Raw genomic sequence first — 24,716 nt, 5'->3', positions numbered from 1 at the left:
GATTTTCAAACTGTCCGGTCAACGACACGTCCTATCGACCTGGGACTGACCGATATCTGGCAATGAGCGCCTCGAGCACCGCGATTGCGTCATGTCGCCTCGACCATTGCACAAACACGTGGTCGTGAAAAAAGCCGGACATCACGTTGGCGCTTATGCGCTGCTCCGCCAAGGCCGATGCGATCGCCGCGATAAAACCAACTGCATCTAACGAAGAATGGACCTTCATGGTCAGCATGGCCCATTCCCCGACTGCTTCGAGCCCGGCAGTGACGGCTGCTTCGAATTCGACAACCAGCGTCTTGCCCTCTACCTCGAGAAAAGTCGCCACAGCTTGTGATTCTATGACGGGATCGCCCTCATCAAGCGGGACGGTGCAGTATGTGTACCGCGTCGGACTGAGTACCGGCGTGATGCTACCGAGCAGATGTTGCAGGTCTCGTGAGCCCGGCAGCGGTTTGGTGGTGGATTGAGCTCTCATGGCAGCAGTCGTGATAACGAATCGCAAGTTTGCCGTTCATGCGTCGAGCCGTTAACGACTATTAGAGAAAGTGCAAACGGATTAAATTTACTTATACACTGTGCACTCTCGCGCGACGCGACCACGCCGCGCCGTTCGCCACGCTCACTCCCCGGATCGCTCATGTTCGACCGCGCCCAGTTGGCAGCCTTCGTTGCCGTGCTTGAAACGGGTGGCTTCGCCACAGCGGCACAGGTCCTGTCGATTACGCAGTCCGCTATCACGCAGCGCGTCAAAGCGCTGGAAGAAGAGACGGGCCAAATGCTCCTTCTGCGGCAGCGTCCCGCGCGACCGACTCGCGCCGGTGCGGCATTGCTACGCTATGCGCGTCAGCTTGAGTTGCTGGATCAGGGGCTTGACGCAGCGCTGACCTCGGGAAGCGCCGGCCGCGCGGTATGTTCGATCGCGGTCAACTCCGACAGCCTTGCCACGTGGTTTACCGACGCATGGGAGCGAATCGCGCGCGAATGCGGCATTCTTCTGCAGGTTCTGGTGGAGGATCAGGAGCACACGGCCCGATTGCTTGCCGACGGCACGGTCAGCGGTGTGGTTACCAGTGCCGAAGCGCCATTGCAGGGCTGCACGGCTCGACGTCTTGGCATCATGGATTACGTGTGCGTGGCGGGCAACGACTTCTACGCGCGCCATTTCGCCGACAAACCGATAAAGCTTGCCCTGCGCGAGGCGCCTGCAATCCGTTTCAATGCGAAGGACTTCATTCACTCCGGATTCGTATGGAAGCACTTTCGAATCGGCGCGGATGAAATGCCGATGCACGACATTCCATCGCCGGTGACCCTTCTCGATGGCGTACGCAGAGACCTCGCCTACGCATTCGTGCCTGAACTTCAGGCCCGACCGCTACTGGATAGCGGCACGCTGGTGGAGATATTTCCCGGTAAGAAAGCATCAGTGCCGCTCTTCTGGCACGAGTGGACTATGGATCATACGGTTCTGCAGCAAGTCGGCAAGCGCGTGCTTGCTGCTGCGAAAGCGAGTCTTCGCCAGTAAGCCGGGGGGATAGCTCGCTCGTTTGATCGTCGAGCCGGTACCGGTGGATACGGAAGACCTCAACGTGGGCGATGGAATCGAAAACGCCACGGGAAGGCCGCGCGGCACCGGCCCTGGCCTCGGCTCATTGCTTCAGCTGCCTACGACGCCCGATGAGGGTCCCCGGCCGGATGTTCCTTGAGCAGCTTGCCCGCGATTGCAAAGCCCGTATTCGCGGCCGGCACGCCCGCGTACACGCTAACCATAAACAGCGCTTCCTCGATCATCTGTGCTTCGACGCCGGCACGCAACGCAGCGCCGACGTGCAGTTCGAATTCTTCCCAGCGTCCGAGCGCGGCGGTCATCGACAGGACCACGATGCGGCGCGTCACGTCGTCGAAGCGGCTCGACGTCCAGATCGTGCCCCACGCGAGCTGCGTGATCATTTCCTGAAAGCGCGCATTAAAACGAGTGCGTGCAGCCAGGCGCGCATCGACATAGTCGCGGCCGAGAATTTCGCGGCGGCGTTCAAGGCCGATGTCGTAGCGCTCGAGCTCCGACAGCTCGCCTTCGGGTGCAAGAAAGGCGAGCACCGTGTCGCTCCACTGGACGGGCAACTCGGTCATCGGAATGTGCGCACCGGGCAGGCCGGCGAGTTGCGCACCGGGGATGGCTGCCACGATTTCTGCGCCGCGCGCGGGCGGCGTCGACTGATCGTCACTAGCGGTAATAACGAGCGTCGGCACATCGATCGCGCCGAGGCCCTCGGCAATGCGCATGTCGCGGATCGCCTTGCAGCAGCCGATATAGCCATCGGGGTCGATCGACAGCAGCGTCTCGCGCACGCGTTCGAGATTCACGTCGCCGCGCGCCCGGAAAGCCGAGGTGAAAAACCGCTCGAGCACAGTGTCCGCGACGGCTTGCATGCCGCCACTCATCACGCGGTCGATGCGCGCGTTCCACGCGTCTTCGGGAAACTGCACCGCGGTGTTCGACAACACGAGCCGATCGAGCCGATGGTCATCGCGCTGCGCATACGCCATGCCGACCATGCCGCCCAGCGACACGCCGCAGTAGTGAAAGCGCTCTAGACCCGCGGCATCGACGATCGCTGCAAGATCGCCGGCTAACTGAGCGAGCGTGTAAGCGCCACGCGGCGCATCGGAAGCGCCGTGGCCGCGCATATCGAAGCGGATCACACGGAAGTGTCGCATCAGACGCGGCAATACCGGGTCCCATAGCGAGAAGTCGGTGCCGAGCGAATTGCCGAGCACGAGCGCCGGCAGCGATCGCTTGCCGTCGCAACGCCAGTAGAGACGGGTGCCGCCGTTGCTTGCGTAGGGCATGCGAAATTCCTTCCTTTCGATAATGAAGATCGTGGTTCGAACCGGTTACGTCGGTTCGCCGCCCAGCGCCGCGCGCTGGGCCGGCCAGGCGGCGAGTATCGGCGCGCACTGCGCAGCGGCGGCATCGAGGCACGCGTCGAGACCGCAAGCGCGATCGATAACCTCGGCCGCAATCTTGCCTTGCACGTCGGGATGCGTATGCAGCAGCGCGCAGAAGTCGGCTTGCTCGTCGAGCGCCCGTTTGCACAATTCGTTGACGATGCGTTGCGCAGCCTGCGTGCCGATTTCACAGCCGAGCAGCAAACTGGCGCCCTCCGAATAGACAACACCGTGCAAACGCTCGAGGTTCGCGCGCATCGCATTCGGCTCGACACGCAGTCCTTCGATCGTTTCGGCAGCCATCGTCACGCTGTTATCGAGCAGCATGAAAAGATCGGCCAGCAACGGCAATGCATGGGGCCAACTGCCGAGGCCGCGTTCGTGCTCGGCGGTCATATCGGCCACCAGCGAAGACGAAAGCGCCGGCGCACGCGACGCGGCATCGAGCATATGCATGCAGGCGACCGGATTGCGTTTGTGCGGCATCGCCGATGAACCGCCCCTGCCCTCTCCCGACGGCTCGAAAACCTCGGCCACTTCACTTTGCATCATCAGCGAGATATCGCGGCCGAGCTTGCCGAGCATCGCGCACGAGAGCGCGAGTTCGTTACCGAGCCGCGCGAGGCGATCGCGCGCGCCATGCCAGGCGAGCGGCGTCGATGCGAGGCTCAATCGCGCAGCAAGCGACGTCGCGACCGCATCGGCATGCGTGCCCAGCGCAACGCGTGCGCCGTTGGCGCCACCGAGCTGGAGCACGCGAGCCGCTTCTCCGGCCTCGCGCAACGCGAGCGCGCAGCGTGCGAGCGCATCGAGCCATCCTGCCGCCTTCCAGCCGAACGACACGGGCGCCGCGGGCTGCATCAGCGTACGCGCGAGAACCGGCGTGCGGCGATGCCGCTCGACCAGACCGGCGAGCGCGTCGCCGAGTCGTTGCATCTGCGCGTAAATGAGTGCAAGCGCCTGCCGTGTCTGCATGACGAGCGCGGTTTCGCAAACGTCCTGGCTCGTGGAGCCGTAATGCACGAATGCCGAACAACCGGACGCGCGCTGCTCGACTTCGCGTTTGAGCGCCTTGACGAAAGGAATGGCCGCCGTGCCTGCGATACGCGCGTCGCCGGAAATCGCGGTCCAGTCGAATCCGTCGGCCTCGGCGCATACCTGCCCGATAACGTGTGCCGCTTCGCGCGGAATCAGTCCGCATTGAGCCTGCGCTTCCGCAAGCATCGCTTCGAAGCGCAACATGGCACGATAGATTGCGTCGTCATCCCATAGCGCACGCATCGGCGCCGTCGAAAACATGGCGCGTAGTGATTGCATCGGCTTCCTTTCCTCCGGTCGATCAAACGGGCGGCGCAGTCTGTTACAGCTCGAAGAAGACGGTCTCGTTTTCGCCCTGCAAGCGGATATCGAACTGGTAGTGCCCGTGCCCGATCGCGCGAGCGATCAGCGTGTGGCGGCGAGCGGCGGGCACGGCCTCGAGCGTGGCGTCGGCCGCATTGGCCTGTGCTTCGTCGTCCAGATAGATGCGCGTGATCGCATGCAGCAACATCCCGCGCGCCATGACGATCACATCGACATGCGGCGCCTCGTTGCCGGCCGCCTGCGGGCGCGGCAGATCGACGCTATAGCGGCACTGCGGATCGGTGCCCGTGCCGATACGGCACATCGCCGGCGGCGCTTCACCGCGCGCGAGCCAGAATTCGATCAGCGCGTCGTGAACCGGCGCGCCGTCGCCGTCGAGCACGCGACCGGTCAGCGTCACACGCGGCGCCGGATCGTCGGATTCGATCAGGCGCGTCGGGAACGCGCTTTTCAGATCGAATCCGTATTGCTCCGGCACAAGCCCATAGGCGAAGTACGGACCGACTGTCTGCGAAGGTGTCTGGCGGCTCATCGCTTCGTCTCCATCGGCGTTTGCGCAGCGCCGCGCAGCACGATATCGAATACATAGCCGAGCGCGTAACCTTCTTCGGTCACATCGAGCGAGAACCTCGAGATCAGCCGTTCGCGCGCCTGTTCGGGCACACCCTGCACCATCGGGTCGAACGCGAGCAGCGGATCGCCCGGAAAATACATCTGCGTGACGAGACGCGACGCGAAGTAATCACCGAACAGCGAGAAATGAATATGGTTAGGACGCCATGCGTTCGGGTGGTTGCCCCACGGATAGGCGCCTGGCTTGATGGTCAGAAACCGGTAGACGCCGTTTGCGTCGGTCACGCACCGGCCCGCGCCGAGAAAGTTCGGATCGAGCGGCGCATCGTGCTGGTCGCCCTTGTGCACGTAGCGGCCCGCCGCGTTCGCCTGCCAGACTTCGACCAGCGCGCCCGCCACCGGCTTGTTGCGTTCATCGAGCACGCGCCCGATAACGATGATGCGTTCGCCAAGCGGCGCGCCATTTCTGACCGCATTGCGCGTCAGGTCGTGATCGAGCGCGCCGAGCCGGTCGGCTCCGTAAACCGGCGCGCGCAGGTTGCGCATGCGCTCCGGCATCGGCAACAGCGCCTCGCGCGGCGAGCGCCTCGCGGTCGAGCGGTAGGGCGCGTAGTCGTACGGCGGGTGCGACGTCCAGTCGAAGACGTCGAGCGGGCTGGCTGCCATAAGGCGGTCTCCTGTCCGAGGTGTTGTCCGGTCGGCACCGGCATCGTGACAGCCATTCTGAAACGCATCTAAGATTATGGAAATTGAATTTTCGTGCGACTTTCCATAACCAATGGATATACAACTGCCTTCCAGTGGCGCACGCGTCAAGCTTCGCCATTTGCACTGCTTCGTCGCCGTCGCGCAGTGTGGCTCGTTGCAGCGGGCCGCCGAACAGTTGTCGATCTCGCAGCCGGCGGTATCGAAGACGCTGGTGGAACTCGAAGAGATGATCGGTGCGACGCTGTTCATACGCGGCAGGCAAGGTGCGCGACTGACACCCGACGGCCAGCGTCTTCTGCCTTTCGCGATGCAATCGCTCGCGACGCTGCGCGATGGGTTCCGCGCGCTATCGGTGCGCGACGATCCGCAGCGCGCGGAAATCCGCTTCGGCGTGCTGCCGACGCTCGCTGCGATTCTTGTGCCGCCCGCCATCGCAGCGTTGCACACCGTCTGGCGCGATATCGCGCTGCAGGTCGTGACCGCCTCCAATACCGATCTGCTCGAGGGCGTGCGCGGGGGACAGCTTGCTTTCGCGGTGAATCGCGCGAGCGATCCGGAGCTCTCGGAAGGGCTGCGCTTTGAATACCTGTTCGACGATCCGCTGGTGGTCGTCACGCGGCCCGGCCACGCGGTGAGCCGGAGCGGCTTGCGCGAGACCGTCGGCAGCGGCGCGTATCCGGTCCTGCTGCCACCGTCCGGCACGCTGATCCGCCAGTCGGCAGAACGCCTGCTTGAGGCTACGGGAATCGGCACGCCAGCCATGCTGGTCGAAACCCTGTCGATTTCGATGGCGCGCGCGCTGACGCTCGAGCACGACGCGGTCTGGCTCGTGCCGCGCAGCGCGGTCGCTCGCGATATCGCGAGCAGTTCGCTCGCCGTGGCGCCGGCTGCGCTGCCTGGCAGCGAGGAACGCGTCGGCATTACGACGAAACGCGACGCCGACCATAGCGCGGCCACGCGCGCGATGATCGCGCGCTTGCGCGAGGTAGCCGTCGGCGGGCAGGCGCGATCATGATGGATGCGAGGCCGGCGCTTAGCTAACGCTTTAGCGCGCCGCGCGAGCGGCTCAAGCAATGATTCCCACCACCCCGAGCCGCGAGCCCGAATGCGACGAGCCGGATCGGATCGAGCCGGCTGTTCATCACCACGACCACGGTCAGCAACGTTACCAGCGCGCTCATGTCGAGCGGCACGGACACGCTTGCAGCTCCGAAATCACACCACCAAACCACCTCGTCGTTATCGCTACGCCTCGTCCTTGAGGCACGGACACTCACGCTGTCCAGCAGCAGCTCACAGCCCTGATTTTCACTCCCTGCGTCGTTGACGCTGCCAATCCTTAGTGATAAGGTTGATTCTGTATTCAGAACAACGTTCCACATAAAAGAACTAGATAACCCGATACAGATTCGCGATTCAACCTGCGGGACCTGAGATGCTAGGAAATATCGGGAGGCCCGATCCTCTTTCGTTGTCGCACGCGGACCGCATTCGTGAAGTGGTGCGCGCGAACTTCGAACTCGGGATCGACATCGTGATCATGGTTTCGGAGATCGAGTGTCAGTCGCCCGGGTGTCCTCCGCTGGAGACCGTGGTTGCGTTCTGGACCGACGAGGGTCGTCATCGTTTTAAGGTCTTTAAACCGATGTCGGAATTCGATGACGACGACTTGCCCTGGAAATGGCTAAGACGCTCGCTGCTCGTCCCTGATGATTATTTTGATGCCTGTTGCTAACGGCCGTTGATAGGAGACTTCTCGAATGGCAATTCTGAAGACCTGCGTCCAGACCTTTGGGCACACTGAGGCCCTTAAAACAGGCAAGGTTGACACCGGTCCCTGGTCGCTCGAATTCGAAGAAGTGCCGGCGATCATCCAGGCATTTCGGCGGATGGTTCGCGGTACTGAGTTCGACGTCTCCGAAATGGCTATCACGACCTATCTGTGTGCCCGGGCGCACGGTAAGCCATTTACCGCCCTTCCAGTTTTCATCGTTCGCGCGTTCCACCATGGCGGCATTCTGGTGAATCGCAATCTCGGCATCGAGCACCCGCGCCAGCTGGAAGGCCGCAAGGTCGGTGTCAATCGTGGCTATACGGTAACGGCTGGTGTGTGGGCCCGTGCGGTTCTTGAACATCAATACGGTGTTGATCTTTCGAACATCACCTGGGTTCTCTCTGGCGATGAGCACGTGGCGGAGTACAAGGCGCCGGGCAATGTGGTGCCTGTGGAACCGGGCCAGAAGGTCGAAGATCTGCTGATCTCCGGTGAAGTGGCGGCGGCCGTGGGTCTCAAAGTCGACAACCCGAATCTGGTTCCGTTGATTCCCGACGCACAGAACGTGGCCTTTCTGGCTATGCGTGATTCGGGCTACTACCCGATCAACCATACAGTCGTCGTTCGCAACGAACTGCTTGAACAGAACCCGGATCTGGCGCCCTCGCTCTTCAAGGCATTCGCGGATTCCAAGCGCCAGTGGCTCGAACGGCTCCAGCAAACGCAAGCCTCGGATCGTCAGCCCGGTGACAAGTTCTATGGCCGCGTCATGGACACGCTTGGCGGCGATCCGCTCCCGTACGGCGTCGAGCCCAACCGACAGGCGCTCGAAAGCGTGATCCGCTTTGCGTCGGAGCAAGGCATCCTGGCCGAGAAATACGCACTCGAAGACATCTTTGCCGCCGGTACGTTGGACCTCGTGGGCTGAGCCTTGGGCCACAGATCCAGAATCGAAATCGACTATCGAATCAGACATGCAAGCTAACGATAAACAAGTCACGATCCCGGCGCTCCAACAGATGAAGCGTGACGGACAGAAGATCATGGGCGTGGTTGCCTGGGATGTGCAAATAGCTCGCATTGCAGAACGTGCGGGCGTCGATATGCTCATCGTCGGTGACTCGGTGGGCGTCAACGTCTGGGGTCACGCGAACCCGCTCGAAATCACTCTGGATGAAATGATCATCGTATCCAGGGCGGTTCGCCGTGGCGCCACGCGTGCACTGGTTTGCGCCGACATGCCTTTTGGTTCGCTCCAGCGCGGTGTCCAGTCGGCGGTGGAAGCCGGTATCCGTCTGGTCAAGGAAGCAGCCGCTGACATGATCAAGCTGGACGGAGCCGCGGACTATCCGGAGGCGGTGACTGCCCTGGTCAAGGCCGGCATCCCCGTGATGGCCCAGTTCGGCATCACGCCGCAAACGGCACTGAAATACGGCATTCAATACAGCAACGCAAACGGCGCACTGGTCTCCGACGCCATGGTTACGCAACTGGTCAAGGACGCAAAGATCATGGAAGCCGCTGGGGCCTCAATGATCGACTTCACAAACTCGGGCCCCGTTGCCGGCGAGGCAGTGTGCAAGGCCGTGGATATCCCTGTGATAGGCGGTTTCGGCGGCGGTCCCTGGCTTGATGGTCGTGTGCGCATGGCCCATGCCGCGATCGGCTACGGTGCGGGCAGCATCGACTCCGAACTGGAGCAATACGCAAACGTGGCGCGTACGACGCTGAACGCGTTGACCGAACTGTTTGCCGATGTTCGCGCCGGCAAGCAGATCAAAGGCACCCCGAAAGCTAAAGCCGCAATCTGATCCCCGGGAGCTAACCATGCATTTCGTTACTGTTGACGGAATTTCCACGCGTTACGATGTGATCGGCGACGGGCCCGCGCTTCTGATGTACAGCCCGGGAGGGTTCAATGCGACGATCGAAACGTGGAGCACGCTCGGTGTCTATGCCAGGGTCAAGCCGCTCGATTATCTGAGCAAGCGCTTTAAGTGCATCGTCTTTGACCGGCGCGAAACCGGTCAGTCGGGCGGCCGTATTGAACGCGTGACATGGCGAGACATGGTTGCCCAAGGTATGGGTCTCCTCGATCACCTCGGTATCGACCGCGCATTCCTGATGGGCGGCTGCATGGGTGTTTCGCCCGTCATCGCATTCGCCACCCAGCACCCGCAACGCGTTCTGGGTCAGGTTCTCTACTGGCCTGTAGGCGGTGCCCGCTACCGCATGAGCAGTCATCAGCGCTTCTCTGAGCACCTGGCGTTTGTGAGTCAAAACGGTATGGCCGCAGTGGTGGAACTCGCGCTTGAGTCCGGCAAGCCGTTCGGTGCAGATCCCCGTGGCGGACCTTGGGCATCGGTGATCCAGACGAACAAGGAATTCGCGAAGGCATTCGCATCGTTCGACGTCACAAACTACCGCGCAATCGTGACCGGCATGGGCCGGACCCTGTTCGACCGCGATACCGCACCGGGAGCCGAGCCCGAAGACCTGCTCGTGCTCAACACCCCGACGCTGATCATTCCCGGACAAGACGCGTCGCATGCGACTTCAGCCGCCATGTACCTGCACGAGTGCATTCCGAATTCGGAGTACTGGGCAGTGAACGCAGCGGATCAGCAGGCAGCCAACACCACTGAACGCCTGGATGCGTTCTTCAGGTCCGCATTCGAAAAGCAGGGCCTCGCTCAGGCCTGACAAACCAACGTCGCGAACGATCTTACATACGGCGGTCCCCTACCGTGATTATCGATACCCACTGCCATTACACGACCGAACCTCTGGCTTTGCATGTCTTTCGCGACAAGCAGCTAGCCGGGTTATTGGATCCATCACGTAAGCCCCAAAGCACGGACCTTGGTGTCAGCGATGAGGAGATCATCGCTAGCGTTCAGCCGCAACTGAAACTCCAGCGCGAACGCGGTTCCGATCTCACCATTTTCAGCCCCCGTGCCGCCGGCATGGCGCACCACATCGGCAACGAAGCAACGTCGCTCGAATGGACGCGCCTGTCCAACGATCTCATCCACCGGATTGCAACACTGCTGCCCGACAACTTTGCCGGTGTCGCGCAACTACCGCAAAGTGCCGGCGTCAGCCCCGCGAATTGCCTCCCGGAACTGGAGCGCGCGGTCAACGAACTCGGTTTCGTGGGCGTGAACCTGAACCCTGATCCGAGCGGCGGCAACTGGAGCGGCCCTCCGATGACCGACCGCCACTGGTACCCGATTTACGAAAAGCTGGTTGAGCTCGACGTGCCGGCCATGATCCACGTCAGTTCGTGTTGCAATCCGAACTTCCACCATACGGGCGCCCACTACATCAACGCGGATACAGCCGTGTTCATGCAGTTGATTCAGGTAAACCTGTTCAAGGATTTCCCGACCCTGCGCTTCGTGATCCCGCATGGCGGCGGCGCCGTTCCCTATCACTGGGGCCGTTACCGCGGCATGAGCCTGGCGATGCAAAAGCGCCAGCTCGTCGAGCACGTGATGCAGAACGTGTTCTTCGATACCTGCGTCTACCACCTTCCGGGCATTGAGCTCCTGACTCGTGTCGTTCCGGAAGACAACATCCTGTTTGCATCGGAAATGCTGGGCGCAGTGCCCGGCATCGATCCGGAAACGGGTCACGCATTTGACGATACGAAGCGCTACATCGATCAAGTGCAAGGCCTGAGCGAAGAGACCAAGTTCAAGATCTTCGAAGGCAATGCCCGCCGCGTCTACCCGCGCCTCGATGCCCGCTTGAAAGCCCGCCTGAAGGCCCGTGAAGCCCAGGCACAGGCCGTGGCCGCGAAATAGCAACGATGGAGAGCTCATTGAACTCCCCTTCATCAAAAGGTTGAAACATGTCGCGTCTTAATGGTGTTATCCGCGCACTCGAAACGGGCGGCCACGCATTCTCGCTGTTTGCTCCGTGCGAAATCGAAACCGCAACCGAACTCCAGGCGTCACCTTATGACTCGGTGGTCTTCGAAGGCGAGCACCGTGGCTGGGATATCAAGAGCTTGCGCAACAGCCTGCAATACCTGATGAACCGCAGCCAGATCGCAAAGAACGGACTCGCCCCAGCGGTCACGCCGCTTGCCCGCGTGCCGGCTAACGGTTGCGAGATGAATCAGTTTTTGGCCAAACAGGCGCTGGACATCGGTTGCTATGGCGTCGTGTTCCCACACATCTCGACCGTCGAAGAGGCATACAACGCGATTTCCGCATGCCGATACTCACGCTTGAAGGACAAGCCGCTGTACGAACCGGCGGGCATCCGTGGCGATGGTCCGATGCAGGCTGCGCGTTACTGGGGTCTGTCGATGGCGGAATACTACGCGAAAGCCGATGTATGGCCGCTGGCTGCCGAAGGCGAGATCTTTGCGGTGCTCCAGATCGAAGACACGGCGGGCATTACGAACCTCCCGGACATGCTGAAGAACGTCCCTGGAATCGGCGCCATCCTGATCGGAGAGGGCGACCTGAGTCAGGAACTGGGGGTTCCTCGTCAGACCGAGCACCCGGAAGTTTTGGCCGCTATGGCGCAGATCGTTGCCACCTGCAAAGAGCACAACGTGATCGTTGGTCATCCTCACGTGACGAAGGACAACGCCCAACGCGTGATCGATGAAGGCTACCGCTTCCTCATGGCAGCGGCGCCACGTAACTTCGATACGGTGACTTCGGTTCGCTCCAGACTGGGCCAATAGTCGGTCAATCATTAAATCGGCCAATCACGCGAAAACCTGATTGACGAAATATATAGGCGACAGACGGCAAGCTGAATCACTGCCGGTCAAATTTTTCCAAGGAGTATTGAAGATGGTGGACAAGGTTCTTGCACAGGTTCGTGTTGGCCCGAGCGAACTCGAATTGCGTGAATTCGACATGCCTGAGGTGGCGGATGATTGCGCGTTGATGCGTGTTGAAGTTGCCGGCATCTGCGGTACCGACGTCAAGATGTACAAGGAGAAACTGAAGGGCGCTCCGGTCGTGATGGGTCACGAAAACATCGGCATTCTCGAGAAGGCTGGCCCCGAGTTTTTGAAGCGCACCGGCCTCAAGATCAGCGATCGCATTTTCCCGGAACACTACACCTCGTGCGGTAAGTGCGAACACTGTCACGCAGGCCAATACCGTCACTGCATCGGCACCGACTGGCGTTTCAACCCCAAGGGCATCCGCCTCGGCTACACGGCAATCGACAATGACCACTCGCCGCTGCTGGGTGGCCTGTCGCAATACATCTACCTGCCATCCAATGCCGTCGTCCACAAGGTTCCGGATGGTCTGGACCCGGAACTCGCAGGTGTCGTAACGCCTATGGCGAACGGCATCGAATGGGCACTGTTCGATTGCAACGTCGGCTATGACACGTCGGTGCTGATCCAGGGGCCGGGCCAGCAAGGTCTGTCGCAAGTCGTTGCGTGCAAGCAGGCGGGGGCCTCCATGATCATCGTGACCGGTACGGCAAAAGACTCCAAGCGCCTTCAGATCGCGAAGGAACTTGGCGCCGACGTCGTTATCGACGTGTCTAGCGAAGACCCGCTGGAAAAGATTCTGGCAGCAACGAACGGACGTGGCGTTGACGTCGCGCTGGACTGCACGGCTGGTGCAGGCACAAAGGCCATTCTGCTCGGCATCGAAGCACTGAAGCGCAAGTGCGGCACGCTGCTGATTCAAGGCGAGATGGCTGACTTCCCGAACTTCCCGATTGGCAAGGTTACCGTCAAGGCCATCACGATCAAGTCGGCTCGCGGCCACTCGTATAAGGCTTGCGAACTCGCATTGAAGCAATTGGCTTCGAAGCGTTTCCCGCTTGAAAAGATCACTACGCACCGCTTTGCCCTCAAGGATTCAGACACGGCGATCAAGGCCGTGGGCGGCGCCGAAGACGCGATACACGTGTCGATCATGCCGTGGATGTAAATCGAAGCGAATCCGGGTCCTTGCGGCCTAAGGTTGTCATTTTTTAGACCGCAGGGCGGCTGAGTCCTGAGGTCGCCGGAGAGACGAAATGAAAAAACCTATCCCTATAACGGTTCTCACGGGTTATTTGGGAGCGGGTAAAACGACGCTGCTCAACCGCATTCTGTCCGAAGATCATGGCAAAAAATACGCCGTGATCGTCAACGAGTTCGGTGAGATCGGCATCGATAACGATCTGCTTGTGTCATCGGATGATGAGTTGTTTGAAATGAACAACGGATGCATCTGTTGCACGGTCCGGGCCGATCTGATCCAGGTGCTTTACAAGCTTCTGGCCGCGTCTCAGACCTTTGACGCGGTGATCATCGAGACTACTGGTCTGGCGGCCCCAGGGCCCGTGATCCAGACGTTCCTCGTCGATCCACATTTGCAGGCCCACTTTAAACTCGATTCGATCATCACTCTGGTGGATGCTGTGCACATCCATCAGAGACTTGCAGATAGTCGGGAAGCCGTGGAACAGATCGCGTTCGCGGATCAATTGATTATCAACAAGGTTGAACACATCGAGGAAAAGCGGTTGCACGGCATCGAGACTGCACTTCGGGAGCTGAACCCGTTTGCACGGGTTTACAAGACATCGCGTTGTCAGATCCAGCTCGATGCGGTAATCGGCCGCGGATCGTTTGACCTGTCCCGCGTCGAAGGCCTGGCCACGATGGCGCAGGCTCCAGAGCACGATCACGATGAGCATTGCGACCACGATCACGGACACGTGCATGACGAACATTGCGGTCACGGTCATGACCACCACGATCACGCGCACGACGTAGATAACCACATCCAGGCCGGCGGTATCCATAGCGTCTCGCTGGCAACGGAGAAGGCCTTGGATCTGACCAGGCTGGAAGAATGGCTTGGGAATCTGGTGACGATGCAGGGCACCGATATCTTGCGCACCAAGGGGATTTTCCAGATCTCCGAATGCGAGCGCCGTTACGTATTCCAATCGGTCCACATGCTCATGGAGGGTGACTTTCAAGGCCCTTGGGCCGAAGCGAAGGCCCGCTACAGCCGGTACGTGCTGATCGGCCGCGACCTCAATCGTGAGGCCTTGAGAGCCGGTTTTGAAGCCTGTGTCCACCACTGACGCCATCACGCACAACGGATAGAGAAGAGGCAAACCCAATGGTGCTCGCCCCTGCCCCTCTCGGACCCCAGGCAAAACTGGTGCTGCTCCGACATGGCGAATCCGAATGGAATGCCAGTTCCAGGTTTACCGGATGGGCAGATATCGATCTGACGCCACAGGGCGTGATTCAGGCCCAGAAAGCGGCCGAGTTGCTAAGGTGTGCGCAATGGAGTTTCGATGATGGGCTTTCTTCGATGCTGTCCCGGGCCCTGTGCACCTATTGGATCGTGGCCAGGCACCTCTATCCGGACCATGACCGGTCGCCGGTCACCGATTGGCGCCTCAATGAACGGCATTACGGTATTTTGACCGGCATGACCAAAGCGGAAGTTTCGGCCCAGTACGGTGCGCTCGAGCTGGCGAATTTCCGCTTTAACACGGATGCCCGTCCAACGCCCGTGCCGCCAAACGCCCCCTACAGTCCGGAGTCGGATCCCCGGTATTCGCCATTCGCTGCCCAGTCATTGCCCCGTGCTGAATCCATTAGCGACGCGGCAATCCGTGTGCGCGCGGCATGGACGGATCTGATATTGCCGCGCATACAGGCGGGCAAACGTGTACTGGTATGCGCCCACGGGACGACCTTGCGGTCTCTCATACAGATCATTGAAGGCCATCCGGATGAGACGACGGCGTCGATGAAAATTCCCAACGCTCAACCCGTCGCCTACAACGACTGAGTTTCCCAAACCCGGGGCGGATACGCGCTTAAGAGCGTGTTTGCCCAAAAAGATGGCCCCATACAAGGAGAGACGCGATGCCGCATGAAAAGGACCTTGCCCACTGGCACGAACCCGCCGGCCACAAGAAAGCAGGTTTTGGCGAATTCAAGAAGCAACCGACGCCCTATGACCTGTTCATGGAAAGCGAAGGGGTTCCCGTCTTCCGTGACATTGGTGTCAAGGATGTGCGCGATCTGCCGATGGTGCAATGGAAGCGCAAAGGGGGCCGCGGGCACTACATCCAGCTCCTGGGCACGGAAACGAAGTGGGGTTGCTATGTGGTTGAAGTGCCCGCCGGCGGCGCACTGAACCCCGAAAAGCACATGTTCGAGGAAATCTACTGGGTGGTCGAAGGCCGTGGCACCACTGAGGTTTGGCTCGAAGGCGAAGGCCGCAAGCATGTCTTCGAATGGCAAGCCGGCTCGATGTTCTCGATTCCGATGAACGCCTGGTTCCGCATCGTTGACGGCTCGAACTCCGGCGCGGTTCTGCTCGCAGGCAACACGGCGCCGAACGTGATGAATCAGATCAACAACGTCGAAGCGGTGTTTAACAACCCGTTCGTGTTCCGTGATCGCTTCAGTGCAGACGAAGATTTCTACAAGCCGCGCGATGAAATCGAAACGGATCCGGTGCGCGGTCTTGCCCGTCGTCGTACCAACCTGATCACCGACGCGGTCAACTGCGATCTGCCGCTGGACAACCGTCGTTCGCCGGGCTATCGCCGCGTTGAGCCATTCATGACGGAAAACTGCTTCTACTTCTGGATCGGTCAGCACGAGCAAGGCCGCTATTCGAAGGCTCACGCTCACACGTCAGCAGCAATCCTCATCTGCCTGAAGGGTGAAGGCTATACGTACACGTGGCCGGAAGAATGTGGTGAAACCCCGTGGGCCACCGGTCAAGCGGACAAGGTTCGTCGCCTCGACTACGGTTACGGCGGAATGGTTACCGCAGCGCCTGGCGGCGCACGTTGGTACCACCAGCACTTCAGCACGTCCAGCGAACCGTTCCGCCTGACGGCATGGTTTGGTCCGCACAACCCGGGGCGTGATCCGGGTGCCCCGGGTTCGAAGCATACCGATTACACGGCTCAGGACGTCGGCTCCGGCGGCACGGCTATTCCCTACTGGATGGAGGATCCGTATATCCGTCAAGAGTACGAATCACGCCTGGCGAAGAATGGCGTGCAAAGCCGTATGAACGCTTCGTGGTACGTCAAGCCGGAAAAGAATGTCGGTGACTCGGTAGTTTAGTGCGTTCGTGTAGTGGGTCCGCAGGTAGTGAGTGTAGAGGGCTGTGTTCTTTCAGGGGCACAGCCCGGTCTTTTATGGACTGGAGACACGTATGAGCAACGAGCCGCAAGAAGGTCGGATCTTCTTTACCGACACCGGCCGAAGTCTGGAGGAAGAAGATGAAATCCACCTGGTCAGCGTGGGAATCGATGTCGGGTCCTCCACTTCCCACATGGTCATTTCGCACATCGTTCTCGAACGAACGACCACGCGCTACATCGTCGCACAACGTACGATCCTTCACGAATCGGATATCTTGATCACCCCGTACACCGACGATCTGACGATCGACGAGATCCGGCTGGGTGCGTTCATTGATGAGCAATACGAAAAGGCGGGCGTCACGCCGGATCAGATTGATACCGGCGCCCTGATCCTGACCGGCCTGGCGGTCCGCCGTCGTAATTCACGCGCAATCGGTGATCTGTTTGCAGCGCAGGCGGGCAAGTTCGTTTCGGTCTCCGCCGGCGATGGTCTCGAATCCATGCTGGCCGCGTTCGGTTCCGGCGCCGTCTTGCGTGCGCTGCGTCAAGGTACCCGCCTGCTCCATCTGGATATTGGCGGCGGGACCACGAAGATCGCTATCTGTGAAGATGGCGAGGTCAAAAGCGTGACCGCGATCGACATCGGCGCCCGCATCATTACCTTTGACGCGGAAGGCAGCGTTACCCGTGTCGAAGCCGCGGGCGAACGATTTGCCGAGGAGGTTGGCGCCACGCTGACCGTGGGTTATCCCCCGCTCCCCGGTGTACTGGAGGCGATCGTTGACCGCATGGCCGAGCGCCTGTGCGAGGCGTCGATGAAGAACGGCGCGGAACTCAGTCCGCTAACGGCTTCGTTGCTGCGCCTCACGCCCCTGGAAGGCGCGCGGGTTCCCGATCTTGTCACGTTCTCGGGCGGTGTTTCGGAATACGTTTACGGCCGCGAAACACGGGTATTCGGCGACTTGGGCTTGATGTTGGCCGCCGCGGTTCGCAAGCGCATCGAAGCCTCGGGAGCTGAAATCAGGGAAACGGATGAGGGTATCCGGGCCACCGTCGTCGGTGCCTCGCAATACACGGTTCAAGTCAGTGGCAGCACGGTTTATGTTGAACCGCAGTCGGTTCTTCCGCTGCGCAACCTCCCGGTAGTGGTCCTCGATTTCGATCTCGAGCCCGATCAACTCGACCCCAACGACATCGAAAAGGCAGTCACCACAGCGCTTGAGCGGATGGACCTGCAGTCGGACACGAAGGCCGTTGCCCTCTTCTATCGGTTTGCCGGGACCGCCTTCTATCGCCGCATGGACGCGTTTGTTGTCGGTGTCATGAACGCCATGCGCATGCGGATCGCAGCCGGGCAACCTATCGTCCTGATCGGTGAGGGCGATGTCGGCGGCTTGATCGGCATCCACTTCAAGCGGGAACGCGACCTCCCGGTGCCCATCGTTTCCATAGACGGGATCTCACTCAAGGAATTCGATTTTGTTGACATCGGTGAACTACTTCCTACGGCCTCGGCGGCGCCCGTAGTGATCAAATCCCTGGTGTTCCCGACGTCAAGCGGTTTGGGCCAAGCGGCGTTTGAACCCGTGACCGGAACGGCAACCGAAGCCGCGCGATGATCTATCTGCGCGATCTTTATCCCCCAAGCACCGCCCGCGAATCCGGTTGGATCGATGCCAGCGGCGGTCATCGCGTCTTCTGGGAGGCCCATGGCAATCCCCTGGGAGTTCCCTTGCTGCATCTATGCGGAGGCCCCGGCGGTTTCCCTAACCGCCAGGATCCGCGATTCTTTAATCCCTTCGGTTATCGAATCGTGCTCATTCACCCACGCGGAGCTGGCCGTTCTACGCCCGCGGCCAGCGTAGAGCACAACACGATAGACGATCAGATCTCCGATATTGAGCAAGTACGCACCCTGCTCGGTATTGAACGCTGGATTATTTCCGGTGCATCCTGGGGGACCACGCTGGCCCTGGTCTATGCGCAAACCCGTCGACAAAGGGTCCGCGCCCTGCTCCTGCGCGGCGTTTTTCTCTGCACCGGAAACGAACTGGAGTGGCTTTATGGAGGCGGCGCCGGTCGCCTGCATCCCGAGGCCTGGGAACAATTCTCCGGATGGACCGGCGCCACCGGACGTCAAGATCTCCTACAGGCCTACGGGGAGGTATTGAATTGCGGCGTCCCAGAAGAGGAATACGAGGCGGCTTATTTGTGGTGCGCCTGGGAAGACCATCTGGCCGGATTGCGAGACCAGGAACGCGAAACAGGCCCAGAAACAAAGGCGCAAGAGTTGGCAATGGCTCGCATCTCCGTACACTACTTTCTGAATGACGGATTCCTGTCACCTCACCAGCTACTCAACAATGCCGATCAATTGCATGACATTCCCGGTGCGTTAATTCACGGTACGCGTGACGAGGTTACGCCCATCGGCGTATACGCGTTAATCAAGGCATGGAAAAAATCGGTGTTTCACCCTATCGAAGGTGGAACCCATCTAAGCAGTGACCATCCCGGAATGATTGATTGCATTATTCGAAACTCCAGTGAGTTAATGAGTTTGAATAGCTGACATCCACCTTCCCATTTCTTGAGTGTCGTTCGCATCCGATACTTTGCCACCTGTGCTTACACCGCGCAGGCTACAGCTGGAGACTAGCGAAAATGAACCAGGAAGTAGATTCACAAACAGTTCGCATTGCTGATCTTGTTGACGAACAAAAAATAGGCCCATTTATCTGGACAGTCGTGTTCATTGGATTTTTATGCCAATTATGTGATGGCTACGATCTTTCGGCCGCCGCATTCGCGGCGATTGGTATCGCCAATGAATTCGGACTCGAGAGACACGCCTTGGCCCCTCTGTTCAGTGTCGGCCTCTTCGGCATGCTGTTTGGCGCCTTGGGTTTCGGCTACATCGGCGATCGCTGGGGCCGGCGTGTGGCCGTCCTCTCTTCGGCATTGCTTTGCAGTGTGTTCACCCTGCTTAGCGCAACTGCCCACTCCTTTGCTATGCTGCTGGTCTTCCGCTTCTTCACCGGTATTGCGCTCGGGGGTCTACCCGCAAATACAGTGGCGCTGACAGCCGAATACGCGCCGCAGCGCAAGCGCTCGCTGTTGATCACGATCATGTTTGTGGGGCTGACTTTTGGTGGTGCTCTGCCTGGCCAACTCGGAAGCATCATTCACCCCACGCAATGGCGCCTGATTTTCACCATCGGCGGCCTCGCTCCGCTGGTGACCGTGGTCCTGGCGGGCTTCTTCCTGCCCGAGTCGATCAAGTTCCTGGCCGTGCGTAACGCACACGATCCACAGATCGTGAAGCTTGCGCGCAGGATCCGTCCGGAGTTGAACATTCCGGTCGGTACGAGATTTCAGATCCTTCACCTTGCGGAAAAGAAATTCCACGTCAGCCAACTATTCGAAGGCAATCTGCGCATCATCACTCCGCTCATCTGGGTGATGTCGATCACGACGCTGTTCGCGAATTTTTTCATGAACAGCTGGATGCCGACCCTTCTGCATTCGTTGGGCCTGGACCCGCATCAAGCCGAACACGCTGCTTCCATGTACTACCTGGGTGGCGTTCTCGGAGGCCTCATGATGTCGTTGATGCTTGATCGGGGGCGCCTTTGGGTTGTGCCTCTGTATATGGCGCTCGGAGCCGCGGCGGCCCTGTTCCTGGGGCAGCAAACGCACTCCATGGCGCTTGCGCTTGGCGTATTCGGCGTCGGCCTCTTCATCCTGGGTACGCAATCGGGTACGAATGCTCTGATGGCCGTTTGCTACCCCACTCAGATCCGCGCTTCGGGAACGGGCTGGGCACACGGTCTCGGACGCTTTGGCGCCATTGCCGGCCCCATGACCGGCGGTGAACTGATCCACATGCGCTTGCACATGGCCCAGATATTTTGGGCGCCGGCAATCGTGTCGGTCGTCGGTTGCGTGGCCACGATCTGGCTCTCACGCGCGGCCCGGGATCGCTTCCCGACGAAGTAACTGCAGCTTGAAGCGGGCGGCGGGCGGCTCAGCCCGCGCGTTCGCTGGGTGGCCGCGGCTTCGTTTCGACTAGATGGTCCGTCTCAGCACAACGGGCTTTCCACCCATTGTCAGTTTCGTCATCCACGCTGCCAACGCGGAATCCAGATAGTCTGCATGGCCGGGAAACCAGCCAAACAGATGCACACCAAAATCGCGCACAACGCCCGCGTTGACCTGACCCGCCTCAAGAGCCGCCTTGACCTCGCACACCGATTTCAAAACAGCCGCATGCTCTTCGATATGGCAATCGCGTGGTGGGAAATTCGTCGTGCTCATCCATTCGTCTTCCTGCGCAAAATGGCGGACCGCGTGGCCCTCAAATTCCTCGATCGCGGCCAGCGCATTGGTATCGGTACAAGTCACGAGGCGTAGCACGACCTCGTAGAATTCCTCGTGTACGTCATCCATCGGTGTGAAACCGAGCAGCCGTGCATCTGACCAGACCATGCTAGCGTCGCTTTGGCGCGCCGGCGCTTCAATGTCAGCCGTTTGGGATGCGTGCGTAAAGTCTTGTGTGTTCATCACTATCTCTCCAGGCAACGCCATCGACAACAGAAGAAAAATGGGTTCTGAAAACGACTAAGAACCCAGGCAGAGAGCGCCTTTGTAGCGATTTCAACCTACAACAAACGAGTCAGACTGACGCACGCCGCAACAGCGGCGAAACTCGCGCCGGTGATCAACGCAACCTCGCCGGCATGATGAGGCTCGATCAGCAATATCAATGCGGTCAGCACAGCACCGAATGTCTGTCCGAGCACGCGCGCTACGCTAATCATGCCGCTCGCGTTGCCGGTGCGGCCCAGCGGCGCAAGGGCGAGAATCGACCTGTTATTAGGCGGCTGGAACAGCCCGAAGCCGATTCCGCAGACCGTCATGCGCCAGCCGATATCGAACGAAGCGGGATGCGCGGGCAGTAGCGCGAGTAATGTCAGACCGGTTGCAAGGATAGCCAGTCCGACACCACCAAGCGCCCCCGCTTTAAAGCGGTTCGACAATGAACCTGCCAGAGGTGCGATACATAGCACCGCAATCGGCCACGGTGTAATGAGCGCACCGGTTTCCATCGTACTGCGTCCGAGCGCGTCCTGTAGCATGAATGGCAGCGATACGAAGGCGAGCATCTGCGCGGTAAACGAACAGACAGATGTCAGGATGGCCAGCAGAAATGCCGGTGTAAGCAGCAGATCTACCGGCAATAGCGGCTTGGTTCGCTTTCGCTCGCGACGCACCAGCAGCCACGCACAGATCGCCGCCGCGGATAGCTGGATCACGACGCTTGCGCTAATGCCGTCACTGTGACCCATCCGATCAACGCCTATCACGAGCAGTCCGAACATGGCTGCATTCAGCAGTGCGCTGAAGTAATCATAAGACGCCCTCGAGACAGGCGGTCGAGGCAGTGCCTTGAATCCGACGAAGAACGTAATAACGCCGAGCGGCACGTTGATCGCAAACAGCCACGGCCATGTCGCCACAGAGAGGATCGCCGCTGCAATCGTCGGCCCGGCAGCGGTCGAAATGGAAACAACCGACGCATGAATACTGACACCTCGCCCGAGCAGCCGCGATGGATAAATCATCTTGATGATGGCGGTGTTCACGCTGCCAATACCAGCTGCACCTAGTCCCTGCAAGACACGTGAAATGATCAGCATATCGAGTGATGTCGACATCGCGCACATCAGTGATGCGAATGTGAAGAGTGCCAGACCCACCACGTAGATGCGTGCATAGCCGACACGATCGCCGAGTGACGACAGCGGCAACAACGTCATGATGATCGACAGCTGATAAGCATTGACGATCCACACCGAATCCGCAGGGCTGGTATGCAGTATCGTTGTGATGGTCGGCAACGCTATATTGGCAATCACGCTATCGAGGCTACTGAGCGCAGTAGCAAGGGATATTGCGATCACAGCAAATATCAGCTTGCTGCCTGCCAGCGCATCCTCCTTCGCAGCGAAGCCACCCCGCTCGATTGCGATCTGTTGCATGGTTATCTTTCTACGCGCCCCCGAATAAAGACGCCGGAGATCTCCCCGACGTTTCCTGATGACCGATCAAATGCTGAAGCTTTCGAGACTCGCCGGATGGAACAGATCCTTCGCCTCCAGCAGGCGGCTCGACAGTCCTTCCGCGTGGTGCTGCGCGAGGAATCGATTGAGCGTATGTTCGTTCGCGGCGAAACCGTACGACCAGAAATCGTCGCCCATCAATGCGCGCGCGGCGCGCAGTTGAGTCTCGATAAACGGCAATGTCACCTTCGTAGCCGATGTATCGGTCAGACGGTGCAGTGCGATCGCTTTCGATTTCTCGAAGGCCTTCATCACCGACATCGGCAGCCACGGATGCTGTTCAACGAGCGTGCGCCTGATGCCAAGCGTGTGCATGATCGGAAACAGCCTTGTTTTGCGATACCAGGCCGCGGCTTCTGCCTGCGGATCGTCGAACAGATACTTCACGTTCGGGGAGCCGCGCTCGAAACACGACGGTGCGCGCGGGCCGATCAGCGCATCGATTTCACCGGCGTCGAGCATGCCGGAAATCGCTTTGCCTTCGGGTGCGTTCGCCAGTTCCACATCTTCAGGCAGATTCAGACTGATCTTTTCGACGCGCGTCGGGTCTTCGTAACCGCCACGCACCCACGTGACATCCGATGCCTTGACGCCGTATTCCTCCTCGAGGAACAGGCGCACCCACACGTTCGCGGTCAACTGATATTCGGGCACGCCGATGCGCTTGCCCTTCAGATCTTCCGGTTTGTTGATACCCGCGTTTGCGTTCACATACACCGACGTGTGACGGAACGCCCGCGACGGGAATACCGGAATCGCAACGTAGGCCGACGTACCCGCTGCTGTCTTGACCGAATAGCTGCTTAACGACAGTTCGCAGATGTCGTAATCCGCGTGACGCAGCGCGCGAAAAAAGATTTCCTCGGGTTCCTGCAACATGAATGTCGGATCGACGCCCTCGATCTGCACTTCACCATCGACCAAGGGGCGCATACGGTCATAGGGGCCGACCGCAACTGAAAGCTGCAGCTTGCTCACGCTGTCTCCTTTAGAGTGCGAAGAAAAATCAATAGAACTGGTCGAAGTGCACCTGTCCGAACGACACGCCGTGCGCCAGCAGCATCTTCTGGATCGCCTGCCCCATCGCAGGGGGTCCCGCAAAATAGATTTCCATGTCGCGCAGGCGATCACCGAACATCGACTCAGCCAGTTCGTGCACAAAGCCGGTGTGACCGCCCCACTGCTCACCGCCCGCGTCCGAAACGGCTGCGTCAAAATGAAGAAGCTCGCCGAAATTCTCGAGCGCTTCGAGCATGTCGCGTCCGCACACATCACGTGGCGAACGACCGCCATACAGGAAGTTCAGTCTGACGCCCCGCATTTCCGGGTCTGCCGCCACACCGCGCGCGATCGAAATCATCGGCGCCAGGCCCGAACCGCCGGCGAGACATAGAATGTCGCGTTTCACGTCCCGACGCAGATAGGCCATACCGTAGGGACCATCGATCCCGACCTCATCGCCGGTCGCCAGGGTGTGGAACAGCGCGTTGCTCCCGCGACCATTCGGTACGCGGCGCACCTGGAAATCAAGCACCTTTGCATGCGAGCCTTGCACGATGTTGCTCATCGAATAGGCCCGCTGACCGCTAACGCCGGGTAGCGTCAGCAACGCGTATTGTCCCGGCTCAAATCGCATGTCATCGGCAAGCTCGAAGCGGAATTCCCAGATATCGTGCGTGACCGGGCGACGCGATGTGAGCGTACCCGTCACACGCTTCGGTCGATGTATAGGCGCGTAGTGCTGACTTGGACGTATCCTGATCGTGCAGTCGGCTCGCGGCGTGCTCTGACAGCCAAGATGACGACGGCGCTCGCGGTCCTTCGCGGTCCAGCCAGGCGCCTCGGGCCATCTGGCGTCAACCGCGCCTTCGATCAGTTCGAATTTGCAGTTGCCGCACGCGCCTACATTGCACTCGTATGGAAACGCGATGTTATTCCGGAGGGCCGATCGCAACAGTACGTCATCGTTAGCGCATTCGAAGAACTGATCGGTGCCCGCAAGCGTGATGCGATGATTCTGGTTATTCACAAGAGTCTCATCCATGTCGGGTATTCGTGCTTTGCGTCCTTTTTCCGGCGGCTCGAACGAATACCTCTTTGAACAG

Annotated in this window: 25 protein-coding genes and 1 pseudogene; 15 read left to right on the top strand and 11 right to left on the bottom strand. The window is 59.8% G+C overall.

Going from position 1 to position 24,716, the window contains the following annotated elements:
- Positions 1 to 31 precede the first annotated feature (31 nt).
- Positions 32 to 481, bottom strand: coding sequence for an ACT domain-containing protein (locus KZJ38_RS26830; protein ID WP_219802954.1), 450 nt, complete (start codon positions 479 to 481; stop codon positions 32 to 34).
- Positions 482 to 643: 162 nt separating this feature from the next.
- Here KZJ38_RS26830 and KZJ38_RS26825 point away from each other — a divergent pair, with 162 nt between their 5' ends.
- Positions 644 to 1,531, top strand: coding sequence for a LysR family transcriptional regulator ArgP (locus KZJ38_RS26825; RefSeq protein ID WP_219802952.1), 888 nt, complete (start codon positions 644 to 646; stop codon positions 1,529 to 1,531).
- 140 nt (positions 1,532 to 1,671) lie between these two features.
- On the opposite strand, the gene pcaDC is transcribed toward KZJ38_RS26825, so the two are convergent.
- Genes pcaDC through pcaH form a run of 4 tightly spaced genes read right to left on the bottom strand, consistent with a single transcriptional unit; the run spans position 1,672 to position 5,556 of the window.
- Entirely contained in the window at positions 1,672 to 2,856 is a 1,185-nt protein-coding gene (pcaDC, locus tag KZJ38_RS26820) for a bifunctional 3-oxoadipate enol-lactonase/4-carboxymuconolactone decarboxylase PcaDC (protein WP_219802950.1), read from the bottom strand.
- A 45-nt stretch (positions 2,857 to 2,901) separates the two neighbouring features.
- Positions 2,902 to 4,272 (bottom strand): class-II fumarase/aspartase family protein, encoded by a 1,371-nt coding sequence (locus KZJ38_RS26815; RefSeq protein ID WP_219802949.1) that lies wholly within the window; start codon positions 4,270 to 4,272, stop codon positions 2,902 to 2,904.
- A 43-nt stretch (positions 4,273 to 4,315) separates the two neighbouring features.
- Positions 4,316 to 4,849: a peptidase associated/transthyretin-like domain-containing protein gene (locus tag KZJ38_RS26810; RefSeq protein ID WP_219802947.1), complete on the bottom strand. Its 534-nt coding sequence runs from the start codon at positions 4,847 to 4,849 to the stop codon at positions 4,316 to 4,318.
- The gene (gene pcaH, locus KZJ38_RS26805; protein ID WP_219802945.1) at positions 4,846 to 5,556 is read right to left on the bottom strand and encodes a protocatechuate 3,4-dioxygenase subunit beta; all 711 of its coding nucleotides are present in this window, start codon (positions 5,554 to 5,556) and stop codon (positions 4,846 to 4,848) included. The genes KZJ38_RS26810 and pcaH overlap by 4 nt, the downstream gene beginning before the upstream one ends.
- A 112-nt stretch (positions 5,557 to 5,668) precedes the next feature.
- On the opposite strand from pcaH, the gene KZJ38_RS26800 reads away from it, so the two are divergent.
- The gene (locus KZJ38_RS26800; RefSeq protein WP_219802943.1) at positions 5,669 to 6,613 is read left to right on the top strand and encodes a LysR substrate-binding domain-containing protein; all 945 of its coding nucleotides are present in this window, start codon (positions 5,669 to 5,671) and stop codon (positions 6,611 to 6,613) included.
- Positions 6,614 to 6,635: 22 nt separating this feature from the next.
- On the opposite strand, the gene KZJ38_RS26795 is transcribed toward KZJ38_RS26800, so the two are convergent.
- Positions 6,636 to 6,797, bottom strand: a complete 162-nt coding sequence (locus KZJ38_RS26795; RefSeq protein WP_219802942.1) for a hypothetical protein — start codon at positions 6,795 to 6,797, stop codon at positions 6,636 to 6,638.
- A 236-nt stretch (positions 6,798 to 7,033) separates the two neighbouring features.
- Here KZJ38_RS26795 and KZJ38_RS26790 point away from each other — a divergent pair, with 236 nt between their 5' ends.
- The 13 genes from KZJ38_RS26790 to KZJ38_RS26730 all read left to right on the top strand — a co-directional run bounded on the left by KZJ38_RS26790 (position 7,034) and on the right by KZJ38_RS26730 (position 20,488).
- The gene (locus KZJ38_RS26790) at positions 7,034 to 7,333 is read left to right on the top strand and encodes a hypothetical protein (RefSeq protein ID WP_219802940.1); all 300 of its coding nucleotides are present in this window, start codon (positions 7,034 to 7,036) and stop codon (positions 7,331 to 7,333) included.
- A 25-nt stretch (positions 7,334 to 7,358) separates the two neighbouring features.
- A complete protein-coding gene (locus KZJ38_RS26785) occupies positions 7,359 to 8,300 on the top strand; it encodes an ABC transporter substrate-binding protein (RefSeq protein WP_219802938.1) in 942 nt (313 codons plus the stop codon).
- 46 nt (positions 8,301 to 8,346) lie between these two features.
- Positions 8,347 to 9,183, top strand: a complete 837-nt coding sequence (locus tag KZJ38_RS26780; protein WP_219802937.1) for a 3-methyl-2-oxobutanoate hydroxymethyltransferase — start codon at positions 8,347 to 8,349, stop codon at positions 9,181 to 9,183.
- Positions 9,184 to 9,241: 58 nt separating this feature from the next.
- A complete protein-coding gene (locus tag KZJ38_RS26775) occupies positions 9,242 to 10,075 on the top strand; it encodes an alpha/beta fold hydrolase (RefSeq protein ID WP_246642027.1) in 834 nt (277 codons plus the stop codon).
- A 44-nt stretch (positions 10,076 to 10,119) separates the two neighbouring features.
- Entirely contained in the window at positions 10,120 to 11,181 is a 1,062-nt protein-coding gene (locus KZJ38_RS26770; protein ID WP_219802935.1) for an amidohydrolase family protein, read from the top strand.
- 47 nt (positions 11,182 to 11,228) lie between these two features.
- Entirely contained in the window at positions 11,229 to 12,077 is an 849-nt protein-coding gene (locus KZJ38_RS26765; RefSeq protein ID WP_219802933.1) for an HpcH/HpaI aldolase family protein, read from the top strand.
- A 112-nt stretch (positions 12,078 to 12,189) separates the two neighbouring features.
- The gene (locus tag KZJ38_RS26760) at positions 12,190 to 13,296 is read left to right on the top strand and encodes a zinc-dependent alcohol dehydrogenase (RefSeq protein WP_219803650.1); all 1,107 of its coding nucleotides are present in this window, start codon (positions 12,190 to 12,192) and stop codon (positions 13,294 to 13,296) included.
- 88 nt (positions 13,297 to 13,384) lie between these two features.
- Positions 13,385 to 14,446 (top strand): CobW family GTP-binding protein, encoded by a 1,062-nt coding sequence (locus KZJ38_RS26755; RefSeq protein WP_219802931.1) that lies wholly within the window; start codon positions 13,385 to 13,387, stop codon positions 14,444 to 14,446.
- Between the two features lie 38 nt (positions 14,447 to 14,484).
- Positions 14,485 to 15,168, top strand: a complete 684-nt coding sequence (locus KZJ38_RS26750; protein WP_219802929.1) for a 2,3-bisphosphoglycerate-dependent phosphoglycerate mutase — start codon at positions 14,485 to 14,487, stop codon at positions 15,166 to 15,168.
- Positions 15,169 to 15,245: 77 nt separating this feature from the next.
- Positions 15,246 to 16,466: a cupin domain-containing protein gene (locus KZJ38_RS26745; RefSeq protein WP_219802927.1), complete on the top strand. Its 1,221-nt coding sequence runs from the start codon at positions 15,246 to 15,248 to the stop codon at positions 16,464 to 16,466.
- A gap of 91 nt (positions 16,467 to 16,557) precedes the next feature.
- On the top strand, positions 16,558 to 18,108 hold the full coding sequence (locus KZJ38_RS26740) for an ethanolamine ammonia-lyase reactivating factor EutA (protein WP_219802925.1): 1,551 nt from the start codon (positions 16,558 to 16,560) through the stop codon (positions 18,106 to 18,108).
- Entirely contained in the window at positions 18,105 to 19,061 is a 957-nt protein-coding gene (locus KZJ38_RS26735; protein ID WP_219802924.1) for an alpha/beta fold hydrolase, read from the top strand. The genes KZJ38_RS26740 and KZJ38_RS26735 overlap by 4 nt, the downstream gene beginning before the upstream one ends.
- 92 nt (positions 19,062 to 19,153) lie before the next feature.
- Complete coding sequence (locus tag KZJ38_RS26730) at positions 19,154 to 20,488, top strand: MFS transporter (protein ID WP_219802922.1); 1,335 nt, start codon at positions 19,154 to 19,156, stop codon at positions 20,486 to 20,488.
- A gap of 69 nt (positions 20,489 to 20,557) precedes the next feature.
- On the opposite strand, the gene KZJ38_RS26725 is transcribed toward KZJ38_RS26730, so the two are convergent.
- From KZJ38_RS26725 to KZJ38_RS36750, 5 genes and pseudogenes are all read right to left on the bottom strand, one after another.
- Entirely contained in the window at positions 20,558 to 21,052 is a 495-nt protein-coding gene (locus KZJ38_RS26725) for a bacteriohemerythrin (RefSeq protein WP_219802920.1), read from the bottom strand.
- A gap of 98 nt (positions 21,053 to 21,150) precedes the next feature.
- The gene (locus tag KZJ38_RS26720) at positions 21,151 to 22,530 is read right to left on the bottom strand and encodes an MFS transporter (RefSeq protein WP_219802918.1); all 1,380 of its coding nucleotides are present in this window, start codon (positions 22,528 to 22,530) and stop codon (positions 21,151 to 21,153) included.
- Between the two features lie 66 nt (positions 22,531 to 22,596).
- Positions 22,597 to 23,589 (bottom strand): ABC transporter substrate-binding protein, encoded by a 993-nt coding sequence (locus tag KZJ38_RS26715; RefSeq protein WP_219802917.1) that lies wholly within the window; start codon positions 23,587 to 23,589, stop codon positions 22,597 to 22,599.
- Positions 23,590 to 23,617: 28 nt separating this feature from the next.
- Positions 23,618 to 24,322 (bottom strand): FAD-binding oxidoreductase, encoded by a 705-nt coding sequence (locus KZJ38_RS26710; RefSeq protein ID WP_246642157.1) that lies wholly within the window; start codon positions 24,320 to 24,322, stop codon positions 23,618 to 23,620.
- Between the two features lie 126 nt (positions 24,323 to 24,448).
- Positions 24,449 to 24,655, bottom strand: a pseudogene (locus tag KZJ38_RS36750) (2Fe-2S iron-sulfur cluster-binding protein); the annotation flags it as partial.
- Between the last annotated feature and the right edge of the window lie 61 nt (positions 24,656 to 24,716).

The organism is Paraburkholderia edwinii (assembly GCF_019428685.1).
Lineage (GTDB): Bacteria > Pseudomonadota > Gammaproteobacteria > Burkholderiales > Burkholderiaceae > Paraburkholderia > Paraburkholderia edwinii.
The sequence above is the reverse complement of the archived record's forward strand: the minus strand, read 5'-3'. Positions and strand labels throughout refer to the sequence as shown.

Excerpts from the sequence above, each read along its gene's own strand:
- KZJ38_RS26830 (WP_219802954.1), bottom strand. The coding sequence starts at position 481 with ATGAGAGCTCAATCCACCACCAAACCGCTGCCGGGCTCACGAGACCTG.
- KZJ38_RS26825 (WP_219802952.1), top strand. The coding sequence starts at position 644 with ATGTTCGACCGCGCCCAGTTGGCAGCCTTCGTTGCCGTGCTTGAAACG.
- pcaDC (WP_219802950.1), bottom strand. The coding sequence starts at position 2,856 with ATGCCCTACGCAAGCAACGGCGGCACCCGTCTCTACTGGCGTTGCGAC.
- KZJ38_RS26815 (WP_219802949.1), bottom strand. The coding sequence starts at position 4,272 with ATGCAATCACTACGCGCCATGTTTTCGACGGCGCCGATGCGTGCGCTA.
- KZJ38_RS26810 (WP_219802947.1), bottom strand. The coding sequence starts at position 4,849 with ATGAGCCGCCAGACACCTTCGCAGACAGTCGGTCCGTACTTCGCCTAT.
- pcaH (WP_219802945.1), bottom strand. The coding sequence starts at position 5,556 with ATGGCAGCCAGCCCGCTCGACGTCTTCGACTGGACGTCGCACCCGCCG.
- KZJ38_RS26800 (WP_219802943.1), top strand. The coding sequence starts at position 5,669 with ATGGATATACAACTGCCTTCCAGTGGCGCACGCGTCAAGCTTCGCCAT.
- KZJ38_RS26790 (WP_219802940.1), top strand. The coding sequence starts at position 7,034 with ATGCTAGGAAATATCGGGAGGCCCGATCCTCTTTCGTTGTCGCACGCG.
- KZJ38_RS26785 (WP_219802938.1), top strand. The coding sequence starts at position 7,359 with ATGGCAATTCTGAAGACCTGCGTCCAGACCTTTGGGCACACTGAGGCC.
- KZJ38_RS26780 (WP_219802937.1), top strand. The coding sequence starts at position 8,347 with ATGCAAGCTAACGATAAACAAGTCACGATCCCGGCGCTCCAACAGATG.
- KZJ38_RS26765 (WP_219802933.1), top strand. The coding sequence starts at position 11,229 with ATGTCGCGTCTTAATGGTGTTATCCGCGCACTCGAAACGGGCGGCCAC.
- KZJ38_RS26760 (WP_219803650.1), top strand. The coding sequence starts at position 12,190 with ATGGTGGACAAGGTTCTTGCACAGGTTCGTGTTGGCCCGAGCGAACTC.
- KZJ38_RS26755 (WP_219802931.1), top strand. The coding sequence starts at position 13,385 with ATGAAAAAACCTATCCCTATAACGGTTCTCACGGGTTATTTGGGAGCG.
- KZJ38_RS26750 (WP_219802929.1), top strand. The coding sequence starts at position 14,485 with ATGGTGCTCGCCCCTGCCCCTCTCGGACCCCAGGCAAAACTGGTGCTG.
- KZJ38_RS26745 (WP_219802927.1), top strand. The coding sequence starts at position 15,246 with ATGCCGCATGAAAAGGACCTTGCCCACTGGCACGAACCCGCCGGCCAC.
- KZJ38_RS26740 (WP_219802925.1), top strand. The coding sequence starts at position 16,558 with ATGAGCAACGAGCCGCAAGAAGGTCGGATCTTCTTTACCGACACCGGC.
- KZJ38_RS26735 (WP_219802924.1), top strand. The coding sequence starts at position 18,105 with ATGATCTATCTGCGCGATCTTTATCCCCCAAGCACCGCCCGCGAATCC.
- KZJ38_RS26730 (WP_219802922.1), top strand. The coding sequence starts at position 19,154 with ATGAACCAGGAAGTAGATTCACAAACAGTTCGCATTGCTGATCTTGTT.
- KZJ38_RS26725 (WP_219802920.1), bottom strand. The coding sequence starts at position 21,052 with ATGAACACACAAGACTTTACGCACGCATCCCAAACGGCTGACATTGAA.
- KZJ38_RS26720 (WP_219802918.1), bottom strand. The coding sequence starts at position 22,530 with ATGCAACAGATCGCAATCGAGCGGGGTGGCTTCGCTGCGAAGGAGGAT.